Genomic DNA, 18,232 nt, shown 5'->3' on the forward strand with positions numbered 1-18,232 from the left:
CCTTTGTGGGAGCGACTGGTCGACCTCTGAGGACGGACCAATGTACCACGAAGGAGCGACCACGAACGCAGGCCCGCCCCGCTGGCCCGGCCAATCGACCGGGGGCGGGGCGGGCCTTGGAATTTTCAACCTATCGCGAAGCGGAATGGACTCAGCGCACGGGGGCGTGGACGTCGCCCAACGCGGTCTTGGGGCTCGGGGGGGTCAGGGCATCCCTGGGATTGGGGGCCTTGCCGTCGGGGCCGGGCGGGAGGGTCGGCAGCTCGACCTTGATGATCTCGCCGTTGAGGGCCTTCATGAACTCGACGAGGTCCTGCTTCTCCTGGGGAGTGAGGCCGAGCTTCTTCATGTCCTTGTCGATCCAAGGGTTGGCATTGCCGCCGCGGTCGTAGTATTCGACCACGTCCACCAGCGTCTTCTCCTTACCGTCATGCATGTAAGGGAATGTCCGCTCGATGTCCCGGAGAGACGGGGTCTTGAAGGCCCCCTGCTCGGCCGGGTTCTTGGCACCGACCGGGGCGATCTCGAACCGTCCGATGTCGGCGAATTTGTTGGTCGCGACGTCAAAGCCGACGCCCAGGTTATGGAACTGCTCGTCGGTGAAGTTGGCGCCGATGTGGCACGAGGTGCAATTGGCCTTCTTGAGAGTGACCTCGGGCTTGAACTCGTCGTCGGCGTTGAGCCGCAGGCCGAAGAGAACCATCCCACGCTTCTGGCTGTCGGTAAGCGCCTTTAGGTCCTCGGGCGACTCATCCTTCGAGGCCAGGTTGTAGCGGTCATAGGGAGAGTTGCCCGAGAAGGCGGTGCGCTCGAAGGTGGCGATGGCCTTCGCCACGCCGTCGAGGGTCACATCGGTGCCGAAGACTTTCTGGAACTGTTCGCGGTAGCTGGGAATGGTCCGCAGCCGGTTGACGATCTCGCCGTAAGACTGGTCACCCATCTCGATCTTGTTCTGGGGCGGGCCCTGAGCCTGGCCTTCGAGCGACGGTGCGCGACCGTCCCAGAACATCGTCTTGCCGTAGACCGTGTTCAACACGGTCGGGGCATTGCGTCCGCCGACCTGTCCGAGGATGCCGACGGACGTGGGAAGGTTGTCGGTCCAGGCCTTCTCGGGATTGTGGCAGGTGGCGCAGCTGACGGTGGTATCCTTGGAGATCCGCGCGTCGAAGTAGAGTTGCTTACCCAGGTCGAGCTTCGCCTGGGTCATGGGGTTCGCCGCCGGGATCAGCGCCGTGATCGGTCCCAGCCCTTTGGGGGGGGTGATTGCGACGACTTCGGCGGGGGCAATCTTGCTGCTGTCGGGCATGGCCCAGAGGTGGTCGATCGAGGTCGGCACCGCGGCGGTGGCCTCCCCTCCCTTGATTTCTTCCTTCACGACGTCGACCACCTTGCTGGTGTCGACCTCACGGACCGGCGTGACCGACTCGCCCAGCTTGCCGCCGCTCGGGGCCGGGGCCTTGCCGGGGGCCTGGGATTCCGGGGCATCGGCGACGGCGACCGGGGGAGTCGCGGGGGGGGAGGCCTCATTGCCGGCTCCGCCACAGCCGGCCAGGGACAGAAGCGCCGCCGGCAGACACCAGGCCAGCCGCGACGCAATCCGGGACGATGCGAGACGCATGCAAGAACTCCAAACAAGAGGCGTGGACGAGCCGGGCCGCCGCACTGGGCGGGGCTTCCGGCTGGCCGGGACCGGCCTCGGGATCGAGACTCAGGAAAGTACACGGGGACCGAGCAGCACCCGTTTGGGGCGGCCGGCCATGGGGCGAGCAGGTCGCACGAGCGGTCGGCCGGGCTGGGCCGGCACGACGCCCGGGCGGCCCGATTATTTCTTCTTGGCGGCGAGGGTGAGCGCGTTACGCTGGGCGGCCTCGACGAGGTCTTCCCAATGCTTTTCGACGTATTCCGGGGGGCCGCCCTTCAGCGCCACGTACTGGGCCACTTCCAGGGTGTCGACCATGTCGATCGTGTCCCAAGGACAGACCTGGGCGCAATGCTTGCAGCCGATGCAGCGATCAAGGTCGACGTCGCACCAGGTCTGAAGGCTTGGGTGATCCTCACCGGGCACCTTGTAGATGCAGTCGACGGGGCAGACCTCGAGGCATGCCTCGCACCCGGTACATCCATCGGCGTGGATGACGGCCAGGATACGGGGGACCACTTTGCGCGGCTTACCGGCGGTCGAGGCGGCCATGGTGAATCCCGTCTCCTGACTGTGTGCAGGGCCTTACGTCGCGTCGGATCGACGTCGAACCGATAATGATTATTGTTCCGCAGGCCGCGAGGGTCAAGCAATCAAACCCGCTCGCCTCGCGTTTCATCCACAATGGTCCCCGAGGGTGGGGCAAAGCCCCTCGTTCCAGACGTGAAGTATCCGCCCAAGCAAGGCATGTCGGCCGAGGAACGGTTCATCGTCGACGAGACAAACCGGATCACGTTCAGCGATTCCCAGATGCCCGCCGTGCTGGCGACCCCCTGGCTGATCCTCAGGCTGGAGTTCGCCGCGCGGCACGCGATCGAGCCTTGCCTGGAGCCGCACGAGCGCAGCGTCGGCACCTACGTCGAGGTCGAGCATCTGGCCCCCGCGCCCGAGGGCTCAGAGGTCGTCTGCCGCGCCAAGGTGATCCACGTCAATGGACCGGTCGTCACCTTCCAGGTCGAGGCCCACGACGGCATCGAGCCCCTGGCCCGCGGCATCCACCGACGTCGGGTGATCGACACCGAACGCTTCGCCCGCCGCCTCGCCCGCAAGAAAGCCCAACTCGACGAAGGGAGAGGCTGATCCGGAGACAGGGGTCACCGTCGCGCGTGCCCCTGGCACCCCCGGCCCGGCGTGGATATGGTACGCCATCCCCAACGGAGAACTCGGTCCATGGATCACGCGTCGAAGGTGCCGTCGAAAGCCTGGGTCGTGACGTTCGCCGGCATGTCGGTGAACCTCTGCCTGGGCATTCTCTATGCGTGGAGCGTCTGGAAGGCCGGGCTCCTGAGCGATCCGGCTCATCCGGCCGGGACGCCCATGGGAGGGCGGAATGCCGGCTGGACGTACCTGACCGACGCCCAGGCAACCTGGGCTTACGCGCTCTGCGGCATCATCTTCGCGCTGTCGATGATCCCCGGCGGCCGGATCCTCGACCGGTTCGGGCCGAGCTTGGGTGCCACCCTGGGCGGCCTGTTCCTGGCCTCCGGATGCATCCTGGCCGGGCTCATGAAGAGCTATCTCGGGCTGCTCCTCGGCTTCGGGGTGCTGGGGGGAATCGGGATGGGCCTGGCCTATGCCGCGACGACCCCCGCGGCGGTCAAATGGTTCGGCCCGCACCAGCGTGGTCTCATCGTCGGCCTGGTGGTGGGCGGCTACGGAGGCGCGGCGATCTACATCTCGCCGCTGGCCAAGTCGCTCATCGCCGATTATGGCCTGACCGGCAGCTTCGTCGTGCTCGGCAGCCTCTTCGCCCTGGTCGTCGTCGTCGCAGGCCGCTTGCTGGCGTTCCCTCCGGCGGGATACGTCCCCCCCGGTGCCCCGTCCTCGGGCTCTGGCTCCGACCAGTCGGGCCTGACTCGCGTCGACTGGACCCCCGGGCAGATGGTCCGAACCTGGCAGTTCTACGGCCTGGTTTTCCTGTTCATCGGTTCGGCCCAGTCGGGCCTGCTGGTGATTGCCAACGCAACGCCGATGCTCAACGGGACGGCCAGCAAGGTCGCCTTCTTCGCGGCCAATGCCTGGTTGCTCTCGTCGTTCGGAGGTCTTGCCAACGCGACAGGTCGGGTGGGCACGGGGATCTATTCCGACCGGATCGGCCGGGCCAACGCCTACCTGATCAACGGCCTCATCTCGGCAACCTGCCTGTTCCTGATGCCGACGATCATGGCCTCGGGCAGCGTGCCGCTGCTCTTCCTGGCTGTCGGGGTGGCCTACTGGCAATACGGCGGCGGCCTGGCCCTGATGCCCGCGTTCACGGCCGACTACTTCGGCCCCAAGCACCTGGGGAGCAATTATGGTCTCGTCTTCCTCGGCTGGGGGATCGCCTTCATCGTCCCGCAGCTCGCGGGTTACGTGAAGGACGCCACCGGCAGCCTCGACGCGACCTTCTACGCCTCGGGAGTCCTGCTGCTGGCGGCCGTCGTCCTCAGCAGGATGCTGACCCGCCCACTCTCCCCGACGGAGACGATTCGGGCGGAAAGCCCGATCCTGCTCGCATCAAAGTAAGTTGTCCCGCCCGGCATCTCAGCGAGCCGACGCGATCCGGTCGAGGAACGCATGCAATGCGTCCTCGACGCTCCGGCCTCCCGCATCAAAGTAGTCGTTGTGGTCGGCCGCATCGACATCGATGCGTGTCGCGCCGGGCACGCGCTCGGCCAGCCTTTCCGACATGGCGAACGGAATGAGCTGGTCGCGTCGACCGTGGCCGATGAGCACCGGGACCTTCACTCCGCCGATCTTCGAGAGGTTGTCGAATTTGTGCTGCAACAGCAGCGAGGTGGGAAGGAACGGGAAGGAACGGCGGACCATCTCGGCCAGGCTGGTGAACGGGCTGAAGATGGCCAGACCAGCGACCGGCCGACGCGCCGCCAGGTCGACCGCGACCGCCGCGCCGAGCGACCACCCCGCGGCCACGATCCTGGCCGGGTCGACATCCTTACGCGATGAGAGATGGTCGAAGGCCGCGTCGGCGGTGCGGTAGCATCCCGACTCGCCGGCCGATCCGCCGCTGAGACCAAACCCGAGATAATCGGGGATCAGCACGTTGGCCCCCAGCCTCCGGAACGACTCGAACCGTGAGATCGAGTCGGCCAGGCACATGCCGTTGCCATAGAAGAAGAGGATGGTGGGCCGCCTTGACGCCTCGGGATCGGGCGAACCCCCCGGCCCAAGCGCCGGGCCGAAGAGGGCCACCACCTTGTCTCCGTTGGCGTCAAGTGTGACGATCGTCGCACCGGGAGGCGGGGTCACTCGGGCCTCGGGCCTCCCTTGCGAGTCGGCTCCCGGGAAGATCAAACGGTCCTGAATCGCGGTCAGCACGATGAGCATCCCCATTAGGACGAAGACCGGGAGCCGCAGGAAGCGCCAGACCCGGCGGGCGGCGGAATGCCCCGGGAGAATCATCACGTGTCAACCCTCTTACCCGATCACGCGGAGGCAGCAGGACTCCGTGGCGAATCGCCCGTAGGAAGGTCGCATGTCCGGTCACTTCGCGAAAGGCGCAGCACGACGACGGCCGCGTCATCCCCTGGGCGGAAGGATGACGCGGCCGTCGTGCTTGCTCTGGCTCGGGGCAACCTCGGCATCGATCCCGTCGGGGACCGGATCTGTTCAGATCCCTGAGCCGAAGGAGATGTCGCGGTCGGAGGCGACGCCCTCGGCGGAGGTCTCCTTGCGGGGCGCGACGTGGGGCCCGCGTATGACCGACTGTCCGTTCCGGTTGTGCTGGGCGTGGCCGCGGAGCGGGCTGCGACGCAGGGGCGGTGCCTGCTCGGAGCCGGGTGCGCCGGCCTCGGCGCCCACGTGAGCGGGGAGGTTGACGTCGAACTCGCCGCCGTCGAGGTCATCGTAGCGCGAGACGTAGCCGGGCAATTTGGCCCGTTCGAGCTCGTCGGCGTACGAGGCCAGTACGGCCGATTGGATCTTCTCGCGGCAGGACGAGTTGATCGGGTGGGCGATGTCGGCGTGCAGCTTGGCGCGGCCGTCGGCGTCACGCAGGGCGCGGTTCTCGTCCAGGCGGCAGCCGCACTGGTTGCAGAACCGGCTGCGGAGGTGGTTCTTGGTGCCGCAGTGGGTGCAGCGGTCGGTCAGCTTGCGAGATGGCATGGCGACGAAGAAGCCCTTGGCCCCTTCGATGATCTTCAGGTCACGGATGACGTACGAGTCGTCGAACGTGATGCTGCAGAACGCCTGCAAACGCTCGTTGCTGCCCGAGTTGTCTTCCATGAGCTTGATGCGGACTTCGGTGATTTCCACGGCCGGTACTCCTTTACGAGGCGTGTCCCGCTCAAGGGTCGCAGGTGACGGCCCGGACCTGTCCCAGTCCGGGGAGTTGCAGTCGGTTCGCGGCCTCGCGTGCCGCGTCTTTGTCGCGGCAGAGCCCGAAAAAGGCAGAGCCGCTGCCGCTCATCAGGTGCCCGTCGAGCAACGGGCCGAGGTCGGCCAGGGCCTTGTTGACCCTCGCCAGCTCCGGCCGGATCGACTCGGCGATCGGCTGAAGCCGATTAAACAAGAGCTCAGCCAGTTCGGCCGGCTTGCCGCCGGCCAAGGCCTCCACAATCCCTCCCATCGGCCTGGGCCGAGGGGGGGGCACGAGCGCCCGGTACACGTCCGCCGTCGAGACTCCAACGGGGGGGCAGACCAGGACGAAGTGCAGAGGAGCCTTCAGATTGATCGGTTCCACACGCTCGCCTCGACCTCGGCAGACAGCCGCAGGACCGTGCAGGAAGAAGTTGACGTCGCTGCCCAGGCCCGAGGCGAGCTCGTCCAGCGCTTCGATTCCGAGGCCAAGGCCCCAGAGTCGATCGAGGCCGACCAGGGTGGCCGCCGCGTCGCTGGATCCGCCCGCAAGGCCTGCCTGCGACGGGATCCGCTTCTTCAGCTCGATCCTCACGCCGCGCATCGTCCCGGCTCGATCCTTGAGCCGTAACGCCGCGCGGACGACCAGGTTGTCTTCGTCGGTCGGGAGCGTCGGGTCATCGCATTCCAGGGAAACCTGCCCCGATGGGTCATCGACCAGGCGTAACGTGTCACGCAGGTCGACAGCCACCATGACTGTCTCAAGCTCGTGGTATCCGTCGGGCCGCTTGCCCAGGATCTCCAGGAACAGGTTGAGCTTGGCCGGTGCTTCCACCTCGATCGCACCGTCACGGTCATGCACGATCATCCGATCGACACCCCGCGACGGGCCACGCGGGCGGCGTCCCGACTCATCCCCAACTCGTTCCCTAAATCCATGTTCCGGCCTCGACTTCCGTCCATCCCCGGCCGATGCCCGGGCGAGCTCTCGGGGCCACTTCCGGCGACCCTCCCGGAACACCGGACCTTGTATCCCGATCGCGGAAAGGTCGCAAGCCGAAATCCTCAAGTCGCGAACGACGCCTGCCGGATGACACATTTCGCGGCAATTTCACGACGGGCGGCCCGCGCGTTGCTTCGGGGCCACACGTCTCCTAGACTGCGGACTTCGCACCCATTTCGTCCCGATCTCGATCGCGGGCCGAGCGCCCGCCCGGAGGATGCAGCGATGAGCGGCAATCGTTGGAGTCGCAGGTCGTTTCTCGGGACGATGGCCGCCGGCGGCCTGGCCCTCGGCACCGGCGTCCGGCCGGCATTCGCGCTGGCCGGCGGCCAGCCCAAGCCGGGCAAGATCGGCGACTTCAAGATCTCGCTGGCTGAGTGGTCGCTGCACAAGGCCCTCCGCGAGAAAGACGCCAAGATCACCAACCTCGACTTCCCGCGCATCGCACGCGACGAATACGGCATCGAGGGCGTCGAATACGTCAATCAGTTCTTCAAGGACAAGGCCCACGACGCGGCCTACCTGAAGGACCTCAACAAGCGGGCCGCCGATAACGGGGTCACCAACGTCCTCATCATGATCGACGGCGAAGGGGACCTCAGCCTCGCCGACGCCGCCAAGCGCAACCAGGCCGTCGAGAACCACAAGAAGTGGGTCGACGCCGCCGCCACTCTCGGTTGCCATGCCATCCGCATCAACACCGGCAGCAACTACGGCCCCGACAAGACCGACGACGCCGCGGCCGGCTGCTCGGCCGTGGCCGAGTACGGCGCCAAGCACAAGATCCACATCATCTGCGAGAACCACGGCGGGCCGTCCAGCGACCCCGACTCGCTGATCGCGCTGGTCAAGGCCGTCAACAATCCGATGTTCGGCACCCTGCCCGACTTCGGCAACTTCCCCAAGCATAAGAATAACAACACCTACGCGATCGATGTGTATGACGCGATCGCGAGGCTGATGCCCTACGCAAAGGGGGTCTCCGCCAAGAGCTACGACTTCGCCTCCGACGGCACCGAGTCGAACCTCGACTTCGCCCGGATCCTCAAGATCGTCACCGATTCCGGCTACAACGGCTGGGTCGGCATCGAGTACGAGGGCAGTCGCCTGACCGAGCCCGAGGGCATCCGCGCCACCAAGAAGCTGCTCGAAAAGCTGAGGGGCGCGGATTACCGGGGCTGAGCCGGAACCGGCCGCGAACTTCCAAAGGCCGCCCGCGCACGGGAAACCGGGCGTGGGCGGCCGATCCATCTCCAGGGAAGCCCGAGATGCCCGACGATCGCAGGCCGGTGGCCGCCGTGGTGACCGAGTGGCGGACGAACAGCCACGCCGACGTCTTGCTGGCCCGACTCCTTGAGCCCAAGGCCTGGGGCCACGCGGTCCCGTTCAAGCTCAGGCTCGCGTCGCTCTACGTTGATCAGGTTCCCGCCAACGACCTCGCGCAAGACTATTGCCGCCGCCACGGCATCCCCATCTTCCCAACGATCGCCGGGGCCGTCGGCGTCGACACGGGCGGCGAGCCGGTGGCCGGAGTCCTGCTCGTCGGCGAGCACGGCCGATATGCCAGGAACTCGCGCGGGCAGACGATGTACCCGCGTCGCGGACTATTCGAGGGGATCGTCGACGCGTTCCGCTTGAACAAGCGCTCGGTGCCCGTCTTCTGCGACAAGCACCTCTCCTATGAATGGCTCTTCGCCCGCTGGATGGCCGACCTGGCCCGTCACGAGGGCTTCCCCCTGATGGCCGGCTCGTCGCTACCCGTCGGCTGGCGGGTTCCGGCCGCACAGACGCCGATGGGGGTTGAGCTGGAAGCGGCCTTTGCCGTGGGCTATTCCGATCTGGAGGCCTATGGCTTCCACGCGCTGGAGACCCTCCAGTGCCAGGTGGAACGTCGCAAGGGAGGAGAGACCGGCGTGGCCTCGGTTCAGTGCCTGACTGGCGAAACCGCCAAGGCTCGCTTGCGGCCCGGCACAGTGGATGGCGACATTCTCGCCGCCCTATCTAATGGTCGCGTGCAAGCGGTCCCCGGCGCCTTGCCTTATCGGGCTCTTCCCGACGACGTGGTTTTTCTCATCCGCTACTCCGACGGCCTGGAGGCCGCCGTGGCGATGGTCGGCTCCATGGGGGAATGTTTCGCCTTTGGCTGCAGGCGCAAAGGCGAGACACGGCCCGAGACATTCGCGATCGAGCTTGAGCAGGTCCGCCCGTTCGGTCACTTCGGCCACCTGCTGCGGGCCGTCGAGCACATGATCGTGACCGGATCGCCCCCCTACCCGATCGCCCGGACTCTGCTGACCACCGGGATGCTCGCCGCCCTGATGGAGAGCCACCACGAGGGGGGCCGTGAAATCCCCACCCCGCACCTGGCCACGCTGGGCTATTCCCCGACCGACTGGCCCTATGCCCCGGGAGGGATGGGAACGCCGGCCTGAGTCGGCCCGCCGCGGGCGGGATTGACCGATTGTGCGGGCCTTCGTATGGTACCGGCTCGATCCCGGCGCCAAGGATTCGGAGGCCGGTCGCCCCCTCAGGGATGGAGCCCGTGGGTACGCACATCGTCGTGCTGAATTACAACGGCCGCGAACTGCTGGCCGAATGCCTCCCGTCGATCGCGCTGGCCGCCGCCAGGGCGCCGGTCTCCTGCCCCATCACGGTGCTGGACAACGGCTCGACGGACGACTCGCTCGCCTACCTGGCCGAGAACTGGCCCGCCGTGCGCGTCGTCAGCGAGCCGAATGCGGGCCTGGCCTCCTTCAATACGTTGCTCGGCCGCCTGACAGAGCGCACGGTCCTGCTGCTGAACAACGACGTCAAGCTCGCCTCGGACGCAATCCAGCCGCTTCTGGACGAGCTTTACGCGAATCCGGACGCCCTGTTCGCCGCCCCGCTTTGCTGGGACTTCGCCGGCGAGGCGTGCGAGGGGATGCGGACTAAAGTCGGCATGCGGTACGGCCTGATCCGGGGCCTCTGCCGGTTCCCCGGCCATGAGTCGGGGCTCGATTCGCCCGACCTCACGGCCTCGGCCGGGCCGGTGCTAGCGGTCGATCGGCTCAAGTTCCTGGCACTCGGCGGCTACGACCGGATCTATTTCCCGGGCCGGATCGAGGACCTCGACCTCGGCTTCCGCGGCTGGATGGCCGGCTGGACCGGGAGGTACGTCCCCGGCTCGGTCGCCTATCACCGTGGCTTCGGCTCGTTCGGTCCGGCCTTCGGGGTCGGAGGCTGCGACCGCCTGGCGATGCGCAACAGCCTGCTCTTCGCCTGGAAAAACCTGGGCCTCAAGCGACTGGCGGGGCACCTCGCCTGGCTCCCCGCGCGGCTGACCTACGCGACCGTACGCGGCCAGACGACCCCCTGGCTTGCCCTGGCCGGAGCGCTGCGTCGACTTCCTGCGGCCGTCCGTGGTCGCAGGGCGCTGGGAGTGGGCAAGGCGGGGTGGTCCGCGCGAGAAGACGCGTTCTTCGAGAGGTTTGACTGGACGAAGGACGCCCCGACAACTCGCGCCGCCTGAACCCCGGCGGCGTCAAGGAAGGTGTCCCATGGCCCGACCCGCACTGGTCATCGACGCACGCCCACGCGGGCCCGAGGGGCCCATCGCGCTGGCCCTGGTGCAGGGCCGGCCGGTGCTGGCTCATCTCGTGGAGTTGGCAAACACCCTCGACGAAGTGGCCGTCGCCGTCCATGCCCGGCCCGACGAGCAGGCGAGCTTCGGCGCCGTCCTGGACCGCCGCTCCGATCGCTTCCTCTTCCGCACTGGCCCGCCCCCCGAGGGCGCGGCGATTCTGCGTGCCGACCGCGTCTACGACGCCGCAAGGCTTCGGAAAACGCTCCGACGCGGCGGCGACCCTGAGCAGGCCGTGGTCTGGAGGCTGGATGGTGCGCCCGCCTTGCGGGCCGTCGATGATGAGCTGAACCGACGTGCGACTTACCAGCCGCTCGGATCCTACTGGGCGATCGGCCCGGCCCGGTTCCTCGCTCAGCGGCTTTGCCCGACCCATATCCGGCCGAACGCGGTCACGCTCGCCTCGGCAAGCCTGATGATGGCCGGATCGGCCACTCTGGTGCTCGCCCCGGCCACCCTACCCATCCGGCTCGCCATCGCCGGTGCCTTCGCCCTGGCCCTGGTTCTGGACACCGCCGACGGCCATCTCGCCCGCTTGCAGGGGACGACCAGCGACTTCGGCCGCTGGCTCGACTCGACGCTCGACGAGTGGTCCGACATGGCTCTCCACGCCGCGATCGCCTGGTCGGCCTACGCCCGAGACGGACGGCCCGAGTGGCTGGCGGTCGGGATCGCCTACGCGATGGGCAAGTATCTGTACATGGTTGGCGTCCGTGCCTGGGAGCCCGCCGAGGAGTCCGAGGCGCCGAACCAGGCCGCCGTGCCGTCGGGGCTCGCCCGGTGGCTGGTCCGGGCGATGGGCCATGCCGACCTGCGTTGGCACGCCTGGATCCTCCTGGCCGCGGTGGGCCGGCTGGATGTCGCCCTCGCGGTCTACGCGGTTTACTTCCCTCTCAGGGCCGCCGCCGGGCTGGTTGGCAAGGGGGTGCGACATGCCTGAGCCGCGACTTTCCGCCCTAATCCTGGCCAAGAACGAGGCCCTAAACCTGCCCGGATGCCTGGCCTCGGTGCAGTGGGCCGACGAGGTGGTCGTCGTCGTCGACGATGCGAGTCGCGACCGAACCGAGGAAATCGCCCGGCGGGGTGCCGACCGAGTCGCCGTCCGCCCGTTCGACGACTTCGCCGCCCAGCGTAACGCCGCGCTCGACCTGGCCACCGGCGACTGGGTCCTCGCGGTCGACGCCGACGAGCGGGTCACCCCCGACCTCGCCGCCGAGATCCGCCGTGTCATCGACCCGAAGTCCGCCCCCGCATGCGGCTACCGCGTGCCCATCAAGAGCGTGATCCTGGGCCGTCGCTTCTCGCACTCGGGCACCCAGCACGACCGCCCCCTGCGCCTCTTCCGTCGCGACGCGGGCCGATGGACCGGCGCCGTGCACGAGACGGTCGACCTGGCCGGCGAGGCCGGACAGCTCGGGAACCACCTGACGCACAGCACGATCCCAGACATGCAGACATTCCTGCACAAGATCAATCTCTATACGACGCTCGAGGCGGAGAAGTTCCGCCGCGAGGGTCGAGAGACCGGCGCGGTCGACCTCGCGGCCCGCCCGGTCTGGACGTTCCTCAAGCTCTACCTCGGCAAGCAGGGGTTCCGCGACGGCCTGGAAGGCTTCACCTTCTGCGCCCTTTCCGGCCTGTCGGTCGCCGTCCGCCACTGGAAGCATCGCGAGCTGACGCGAGCCGGGAGGGCGGCATGACGGCCCTGCACGAGGCGGGCGTGGCCCTCAGCTTCAACCGTCACGCGGCCCGCTTCAAGCGCCAGGTCGACGCGGATGACGTCCGCCTCCGCGCGGTGATCGATGCGCTCGGGCCGCTCGTAGGGCGGACGATCCTCGATCTCGGCTGCGGCAAAGGGCGGTTCGCCGCCAGGCTGACCGAGGCCGGGGCGTTCATCGTCGGGCTCGATGTCTCGCCCGAGATGCTCGCCGAAGGGTCCGGCGCACGGACGCTCGGCTCGGCCCGACGCCTGCCATTCGCCGATGCGTCGTTCGATGGAGTCTTCGCCATCGAGGTCCTTCAGCACGTCCACCCATCGCATCTCGACGAGGTCCTGTCCGAAGCCCGGCGGGTCCTCGCACCAGGCGGACGGTTGGCCATCGTCGACAAGAACGCCGCGGCTCTCGACGCGAATCGACCCTGGTTGCCGGCCCTGGCGGTGAAGTGGATCGATGTGCGTCGAGGTCGCTGGATGTACCCGGCCCGCGGCCCGCTTAGGGAACGCTGGTTCCTCGCCAGCCGCATGATGGCCCTCCTCTCTCGCCGCCAGTTCAAAGGGGTCGAGGCCACGCCGATCCTCTCGCCTCGCGAGGCCGGTCGGGCCATCTTCCGCATACTCCCGCATGCCCGCTCGTTGATCCTCTGGACGGCGCACGCGCCGGGGGGGCTGAATGACTGAGACGCCCGATTTGAACCTCCCGCTGCTCCCGCTGCTGCTCTACAAGACCCCGCCCGGCCTGGAGCTGATCCTGGCCCAGGAAGGGGTTGCGCAGAAGTCCATCGCCGACCTGACCCCCGCGACCCTGCTCGCAGGCCGGTTCGTGCTGTATGACGGCCGCGTCACCTCGCGAGATCGCCTGAAGGCGATGCTCACGCCCGAGCACTTCGCCATCGACGTCGACCCGTTGCGAGGGGGCGAGTCGGTCGACCCGTTCGCCGCCCTGATCGACAACGAGAGCCGGATGGCGTCGTGGAACATCGGCGGTGCCTTGCCTCGCGAGCGGATCGCGCGGAGGCCGAAGGGGCGTATTCGCCGGACTCTCATCGACCGCCTCAGGCGCACCGTCGGCGAAGCCGGCGGCCTCTGGGCACGCCTCGGCTCGTTCCCCTATCCTTATCGATCGGCCTTCAATTTCAGGGCCGACCTCGACGAGTCGGTCCCCGACGATTACTGGTCGTACGCCAACGCTCGCAGACCGATCGAGGACTGCTCGACCCACTTCGTCTCGACCCGCGCTTACGGCAATTGCCCCGCTGTGCTCGACGACCTGCGTGACTTCGACGCGCAGTCGCACGGCCACTATCACGTCATCTCGCGTGATGCCGACTCGAACCGCCGGAACCTCCGGCGCGCCCACAGGCTGCTGGTCGACGCCGGGATCACCCCGACGGGGTTTGCGTCGCCGCACGGACGCTGGAACCCGGGCCTGGACGACCTGCTCGAAGAGCTTGGTTATGAGTATTCCTCCGAATTCCAGATCGGCTACGACGACCTCCCCTTCTTCGCCTGGAAGGGGGACCGCTTTTCGAAGGTGCTCCAACTTCCGATCCACCCGGTCTGCGAAGGGATCCTCCTGGAAGCAGGCGTGACGGGCGGGGCCGACATCGCCGATCACCTGGCGCGGGTGGTCCGGGCCAAGATCGAAGCGGGCGAGCCGGCCTTCGTTTACGGCCATCCCGAGCACCGTCTCTGTCGCTACCCGATGGTCTTGCGGGCGCTTGCCGAGACAATCGAAGGGGAAGCCTTCGTCTGGCGGTCCACGATGACGGCCTTCGCCGACTGGTGGCGCTGGCGGTCCGAGCGTGCCTGGTCGGTGGTGGGCCGAGGCCCGGGTCGATATGAGGTCATGCTCGAAGGTTGGTCGCTGCGCTATCCCCTGGGCATCGAGGTCTATCGCGGCGACCACATCGCCCGACTGCCGATCGACGCGCCGCGGGTGAACCTGAACCTGGGTGAGCTGGCCTACGAACGTTCGACGTCGAGGGCCGACATCCCCCATCCCACCCCCACGCCCCGAGAAATCGGCTGGCGAAACTTCGTCCGCGAGGCGCTCGACTGGGAGACGGTCACTCCGCTGAGCGAGCTGCCCGCATCGTCGTTGACCGGCCTGGTCAAACGCGAGCTGAGGCGATGGCGAGACAGCGACGACTCCGATGCCCTGGCCCTGGAAAGGACTTCGTCGTGAGCACCCTCGCCCGCGTGGAGCGGGCCCCGAAGATCCTCGGGAACGACTGGCCCGCTCATCGGGTCGAGGGCCCGATGGTGCCGGGCTCGGTGCTGGTCCACGCTCCGTCGTCGGCCTTCCAGGCCCCGGGCGGCGGCGAGAATCAGCTCGTCCAGACGGCCCGGCAATTGGAACGGCGCGGGCTCGTGGTCAGGCCGTTCAACCCCTGGCTCGACCGGGTCGAAGACTCAAGGCTGCTTCATCTCTTCGGCATGTCGCGCGAGGGCCTGGAACTCGCCCGGGTGGCCAGGGCGCGTCGAGTCCCGGTGGTCCTCTCGCCGATCTGCTGGTTCGAGCCGGCCGCCCTCCGGGCGCTGGCATCGAGCCCCTTGCGGGGTTGGCTGGATGTGTCGAAGCTGGCCGCGCGCCGGTTTCTCCCCGGCCTGCCCGACTGGCGCCGCGAACTTCTCGCGATCTCCGATGCGATCCTGCCCAACTCGAAGGCCGAAGCCGATCAGGTTACCCGCCTCTTCGGCGTCGATCGGTCTAGGATCCAAATCGTGCCCAACGGGGTCGACGCGCGATTCGCGCAATCTAGTCCGCGGGCCTTCCATGAATGGGCGGGGGTCGACGACTTCGTCCTCTACGTCGGCCGGATCGAGCCGAGGAAAAACGTCCTCGGCCTAGCCCGCTGCCTCAGGGCGATGGGCCGTCGTCTGGTCGTCATCGGCGAGGCACCGCACTGGGCCCGTGACTACGAGCAGACCTGCCGACGAGAAGCCGGCGAGCTTGCGACCTGGCTTCCGCGCATCGGCCACGACGACCCGCGGCTGGCCTCGGCCTATGCCGCGGCGCGCGTCGTCGCGCTGGTGAGCTGGTTCGAGACGCCCGGGCTCGCGGCCCTGGAAGGCGCGATGGCGGGGCGACCCGTGGTGGTGACTCCTTATGGAAGTGCCCCCGAATATTTCGGCGGGCTCGTCCGCTATGCGCGCCCCGACAGGCCTTCGGAAATCGCCGGTGCGATCGACGAGGCATGGGATGCGGGTCCTCAACCAGGCCTCGCTCGCCAGATCGGCGGTCGTTTCAGCTGGTCGGTCGTGGCACGACTCACGGCGGAGGCCTATGATCAGGTCGGCGCTTGAACCCAGGCCTGTGGTGCTCGGTCGCTACCGCTACAGCAAGTGGCGGTGGCGCATCCTGGTACGTGCCTTCGACGCCGCGGGCTCAATGGCCCTGCGCGGCTGGAGGACCGTCCGCCCCGCGCCGATAGCCCCCGAGCCCCGCCGGATCCTGGTGGTCCAGCTAGACCACATGGGGGACGCGGTGCTCAGCAGCCCAATGTTCCCCAGGCTCAAGGCGGCCTTCCCTGGCGCAACCATCGACGTGCTCGCCTCGCCCAGCAATCGCGAGGTCTTCGAGGCCGATCCGCACGTCGACCGAGTGCTCCTGGCCGAGCGCAACTGGTTCGAGCGGAGACGCGGACATTGGTCGCTGGGCCAGGCCGTCTGGACCCTCGGGCGTTCGCTCAGGGGCGAGAAATACGACCTCGGCATCGATGTTCGCGGGGATATCCTGACCGTCCTGGTCCTCACCCTGGCGGGCATCCCGCGCCGCGCGGGCTGGGCGATGGGCGGAGGCGGATTCCTGCTCACCGACGTGGCCGATTGGGTGCCCGGTCGGCACGAAGTTCGATCGAGGTTGGCCCTGCTCGATGCGATCGGGATCGCCGTCGACGACCCGGCGCGGGTCCACGTCTATCCCAGCGACACCGACCGAGCGCGGGTCGCGCGGATGCTCAATGAGACGTGGAGCGGCGGGTCGAGGCGGTCGGCCTTGAGTCGAGGCCTGGCCCAGGTCGGCCGCACGGCCAGGGTGCTCGCCGGGGTCGGCCGGCGCGATGATGGGGCGTCGTACAGGGACGACGAAGTCGACCTGGACGCCGATTCTCTACACGCAGGGCGGTTCGGCGAACCCTCGCCGCTGCTCGCGGTGCACGTCGGAGCGGGGACGGCCGCCAAGCGCTGGCCGCGTCGGTACTGGGCGGCCCTGGTCGCCCGGTTCCTCGACGAAGGGTGGCGCGTGGTGGTCATCGGCGGACCCGACGATACCGAGACGGCCGAAGCGATGGAACCGCACGATCTGCTGGCCGACTGGGTCGGCAGGATGTCGCTGACGGAGACCTCCGCGCTGTTGGAACGTGCTGATCTGTTCATCGGCACCGACAGCGGCCCGGCCCACCTGGCCGCCTGCGCTGGAGTCCCCTCGGTGGTCCTCTTCAGCGGGACGAACCGGCACGCGCAGTGGCGTCCCTGGTCGCGGCGGACCCTGGTCTTGCGGAAGCGAACGGGCTGCGGCCCGTGCCATCAGAAAGTCTGCCCGGTGCCGGGTCATCCCTGCATGTCCAGGCTCACCCCCGACCGGGTTCATCGCGCGGCCTGCCGCTGGTGGTCGAGGCTCCACCGATCGGAGTCGCCGCATGCACCGGTCTGACGGCGATTCGCCGCAAGCCTGGAAGACCTGGGTAATCCTCGCCTGGGTCGTGCTCATCGCGGGCCTCTATGCCGGCACGCTGGCGCGATCGAGGCCCGGCCTCGCCGCCGGCGTTCATCGGGCGTTCGCCCAGTTGCCGATCCTCCGTCGCTGATCCGACGCGAGGCAATTTCTCGGACCGTGGCGCGTGACTTCGGCACCCGGATCGAGTCCATTAGGCGAACTCGAAGCGCCCCGGCCGATGCACCTTCAACGGCCGGGCGTCGTTCCTCGAACCGCTAACAACGGACTTGAAAGGACGCCCCATGCTCGTCGCCTGCCTGCTGCTGAGCTCAGCCCTCGTCGCCGCCGACCCATCGCCGCCGCCCGGTTTTATTGCCCTCTTCAATGGCAAGGACCTGGAAAACTGGAAGAACGAGGGGAAGGCCAAGGGCCACTGGACCGTCAAGGACGGCGTTCTCCATTACGACGGCAAGGGTGACAGCCTGCTCACCGCCAAGGATTACGGCGACGTCGAGTTCTTCGTCGACTGGAAGATCGGGCCTAAGGCCGACTCGGGCATCTATCTCCGCGGCAAGCCCCAGGTGCAGATCTGGGACGACCCGGTCGGCTCGGGCGGCCTCTACAACAACAAGGTCAACCGGAGCACACCGCTGAAGGTGGTCGACAAGCCGGTGGGCGAGTGGAACACCTTCCGGATCATCATGAAGGGCGACAAGGTCACGGTCTATCTCAACGGGACGCTCGTCACTGACAACACGACCCTGGAAAATTGGCCCGACTACAAGGGGCCCGTCCCAGCCAAGGGGACCATTGAGTTGCAGCACCACGGCAACCCGCTCGAGTTCCGCAATATTTACCTGAAAGAACTCTGAGACAGTCGAGGCTCGAGGCCCCCTATCCAAGGGGGCCTCGGCCTCCGGGCCGCGCATCCGAGGCAAGGTTCACGCCCTCAAATCGACGCAAGCAACGAAGATTACAAGAGTTCATGCGATGAGGACGCGGCAGGGTCGAGAAACTTGAGTGATTTCGCCGAATTTGTCGCCTTTTTCCTTGAGTCTCGATGGTGCGACCGTTAAACTCCGCCTGCACGTCAAAGACACCCCCGACGTGCAGCCAACTGGCCATCTGAACTTTGAATTTGCTCCAGGCCCGCACGCGTCAACGATGACCGTCGTCCCGGCCCATGTCGCATGGATTTGCGGCATGGAGCACCCCCGTCCTGCCCCAGGCCGCCA

18 protein-coding genes are annotated in these 18,232 nt (G+C 67.5%); 13 read left to right on the top strand and 5 right to left on the bottom strand.

What is annotated here, in order from left to right; translation table 11 throughout:
* Positions 1-151 precede the first annotated feature (151 nt).
* The gene (locus EP7_RS22440) at positions 152-1,618 is read right to left on the bottom strand and encodes a cytochrome-c peroxidase (RefSeq protein WP_463524371.1); all 1,467 of its coding nucleotides are present in this window, start codon (positions 1,616-1,618) and stop codon (positions 152-154) included.
* A 204-nt stretch (positions 1,619-1,822) separates the two neighbouring features.
* Positions 1,823-2,191: an indolepyruvate ferredoxin oxidoreductase subunit alpha gene (locus EP7_RS22445; RefSeq protein ID WP_463524372.1), complete on the bottom strand. Its 369-nt coding sequence runs from the start codon at positions 2,189-2,191 to the stop codon at positions 1,823-1,825.
* Between the two features lie 195 nt (positions 2,192-2,386).
* Here EP7_RS22445 and EP7_RS22450 point away from each other — a divergent pair, with 195 nt between their 5' ends.
* Together EP7_RS22450 and EP7_RS22455 are read left to right on the top strand one after the other, a co-directional pair.
* The gene (locus tag EP7_RS22450; protein WP_463524373.1) at positions 2,387-2,779 is read left to right on the top strand and encodes a thioesterase family protein; all 393 of its coding nucleotides are present in this window, start codon (positions 2,387-2,389) and stop codon (positions 2,777-2,779) included.
* Positions 2,780-2,869: 90 nt separating this feature from the next.
* The gene (locus EP7_RS22455) at positions 2,870-4,204 is read left to right on the top strand and encodes an L-lactate MFS transporter (RefSeq protein WP_463524374.1); all 1,335 of its coding nucleotides are present in this window, start codon (positions 2,870-2,872) and stop codon (positions 4,202-4,204) included.
* Between the two features lie 18 nt (positions 4,205-4,222).
* Here the strand turns inward: EP7_RS22455 and EP7_RS22460 are convergent, their stop codons facing one another.
* The 3 genes from EP7_RS22460 to ispE form a co-directional block, all read right to left on the bottom strand.
* Positions 4,223-5,101 carry an alpha/beta hydrolase gene (locus tag EP7_RS22460; protein ID WP_463528454.1) on the bottom strand — a complete coding sequence of 293 codons (879 nt, stop codon included), beginning with the start codon at positions 5,099-5,101 and terminating at the stop codon, positions 4,223-4,225.
* Between the two features lie 207 nt (positions 5,102-5,308).
* Positions 5,309-5,953: a SpoVG family protein gene (locus tag EP7_RS22465; RefSeq protein WP_463524375.1), complete on the bottom strand. Its 645-nt coding sequence runs from the start codon at positions 5,951-5,953 to the stop codon at positions 5,309-5,311.
* A 31-nt stretch (positions 5,954-5,984) separates the two neighbouring features.
* The gene (gene ispE / locus EP7_RS22470; protein ID WP_463524376.1) at positions 5,985-6,863 is read right to left on the bottom strand and encodes a 4-(cytidine 5'-diphospho)-2-C-methyl-D-erythritol kinase; all 879 of its coding nucleotides are present in this window, start codon (positions 6,861-6,863) and stop codon (positions 5,985-5,987) included.
* A 360-nt stretch (positions 6,864-7,223) separates the two neighbouring features.
* Here ispE and EP7_RS22475 point away from each other — a divergent pair, with 360 nt between their 5' ends.
* The 11 genes from EP7_RS22475 (at position 7,224) to EP7_RS22525 (ending at position 17,869) form a co-directional block, all read left to right on the top strand.
* A complete protein-coding gene (locus EP7_RS22475; RefSeq protein WP_463524377.1) occupies positions 7,224-8,180 on the top strand; it encodes a sugar phosphate isomerase/epimerase family protein in 957 nt (318 codons plus the stop codon).
* 86 nt (positions 8,181-8,266) lie between these two features.
* On the top strand, positions 8,267-9,430 hold the full coding sequence (locus EP7_RS22480) for a hypothetical protein (protein WP_463524378.1): 1,164 nt from the start codon (positions 8,267-8,269) through the stop codon (positions 9,428-9,430).
* A 101-nt stretch (positions 9,431-9,531) separates the two neighbouring features.
* Positions 9,532-10,509, top strand: coding sequence for a glycosyltransferase family 2 protein (locus EP7_RS22485; protein ID WP_463524379.1), 978 nt, complete (start codon positions 9,532-9,534; stop codon positions 10,507-10,509).
* 28 nt (positions 10,510-10,537) lie between these two features.
* Positions 10,538-11,560 (top strand): CDP-alcohol phosphatidyltransferase family protein, encoded by a 1,023-nt coding sequence (locus EP7_RS22490; RefSeq protein ID WP_463524380.1) that lies wholly within the window; start codon positions 10,538-10,540, stop codon positions 11,558-11,560.
* Positions 11,553-12,320: a glycosyltransferase family 2 protein gene (locus EP7_RS22495; protein WP_463524381.1), complete on the top strand. Its 768-nt coding sequence runs from the start codon at positions 11,553-11,555 to the stop codon at positions 12,318-12,320. The genes EP7_RS22490 and EP7_RS22495 overlap by 8 nt, the downstream gene beginning before the upstream one ends.
* Positions 12,317-13,018, top strand: coding sequence for a class I SAM-dependent methyltransferase (locus EP7_RS22500; RefSeq protein ID WP_463524382.1), 702 nt, complete (start codon positions 12,317-12,319; stop codon positions 13,016-13,018). The genes EP7_RS22495 and EP7_RS22500 overlap by 4 nt, the downstream gene beginning before the upstream one ends.
* Complete coding sequence (locus EP7_RS22505) at positions 13,011-14,525, top strand: hypothetical protein (protein ID WP_463524383.1); 1,515 nt, start codon at positions 13,011-13,013, stop codon at positions 14,523-14,525. The genes EP7_RS22500 and EP7_RS22505 overlap by 8 nt, the downstream gene beginning before the upstream one ends.
* Positions 14,522-15,646 (top strand): glycosyltransferase family 4 protein, encoded by a 1,125-nt coding sequence (locus EP7_RS22510; RefSeq protein ID WP_463524384.1) that lies wholly within the window; start codon positions 14,522-14,524, stop codon positions 15,644-15,646. Before EP7_RS22505 ends, EP7_RS22510 begins: the two co-directional genes overlap by 4 nt.
* Positions 15,627-16,994 carry a glycosyltransferase family 9 protein gene (locus EP7_RS22515; RefSeq protein WP_463524385.1) on the top strand — a complete coding sequence of 456 codons (1,368 nt, stop codon included), beginning with the start codon at positions 15,627-15,629 and terminating at the stop codon, positions 16,992-16,994. The genes EP7_RS22510 and EP7_RS22515 overlap by 20 nt, the downstream gene beginning before the upstream one ends.
* The gene (locus EP7_RS22520; RefSeq protein WP_463524386.1) at positions 16,981-17,148 is read left to right on the top strand and encodes a hypothetical protein; all 168 of its coding nucleotides are present in this window, start codon (positions 16,981-16,983) and stop codon (positions 17,146-17,148) included. The genes EP7_RS22515 and EP7_RS22520 overlap by 14 nt, the downstream gene beginning before the upstream one ends.
* Positions 17,149-17,299: 151 nt before the next feature.
* A complete protein-coding gene (locus EP7_RS22525; protein WP_463524387.1) occupies positions 17,300-17,869 on the top strand; it encodes a 3-keto-disaccharide hydrolase in 570 nt (189 codons plus the stop codon).
* Positions 17,870-18,232 lie beyond the last annotated feature (363 nt).

Source organism: Isosphaeraceae bacterium EP7 (assembly GCA_038400315.1).
In the GTDB taxonomy this organism is placed as follows: domain Bacteria; phylum Planctomycetota; class Planctomycetia; order Isosphaerales; family Isosphaeraceae; genus EP7.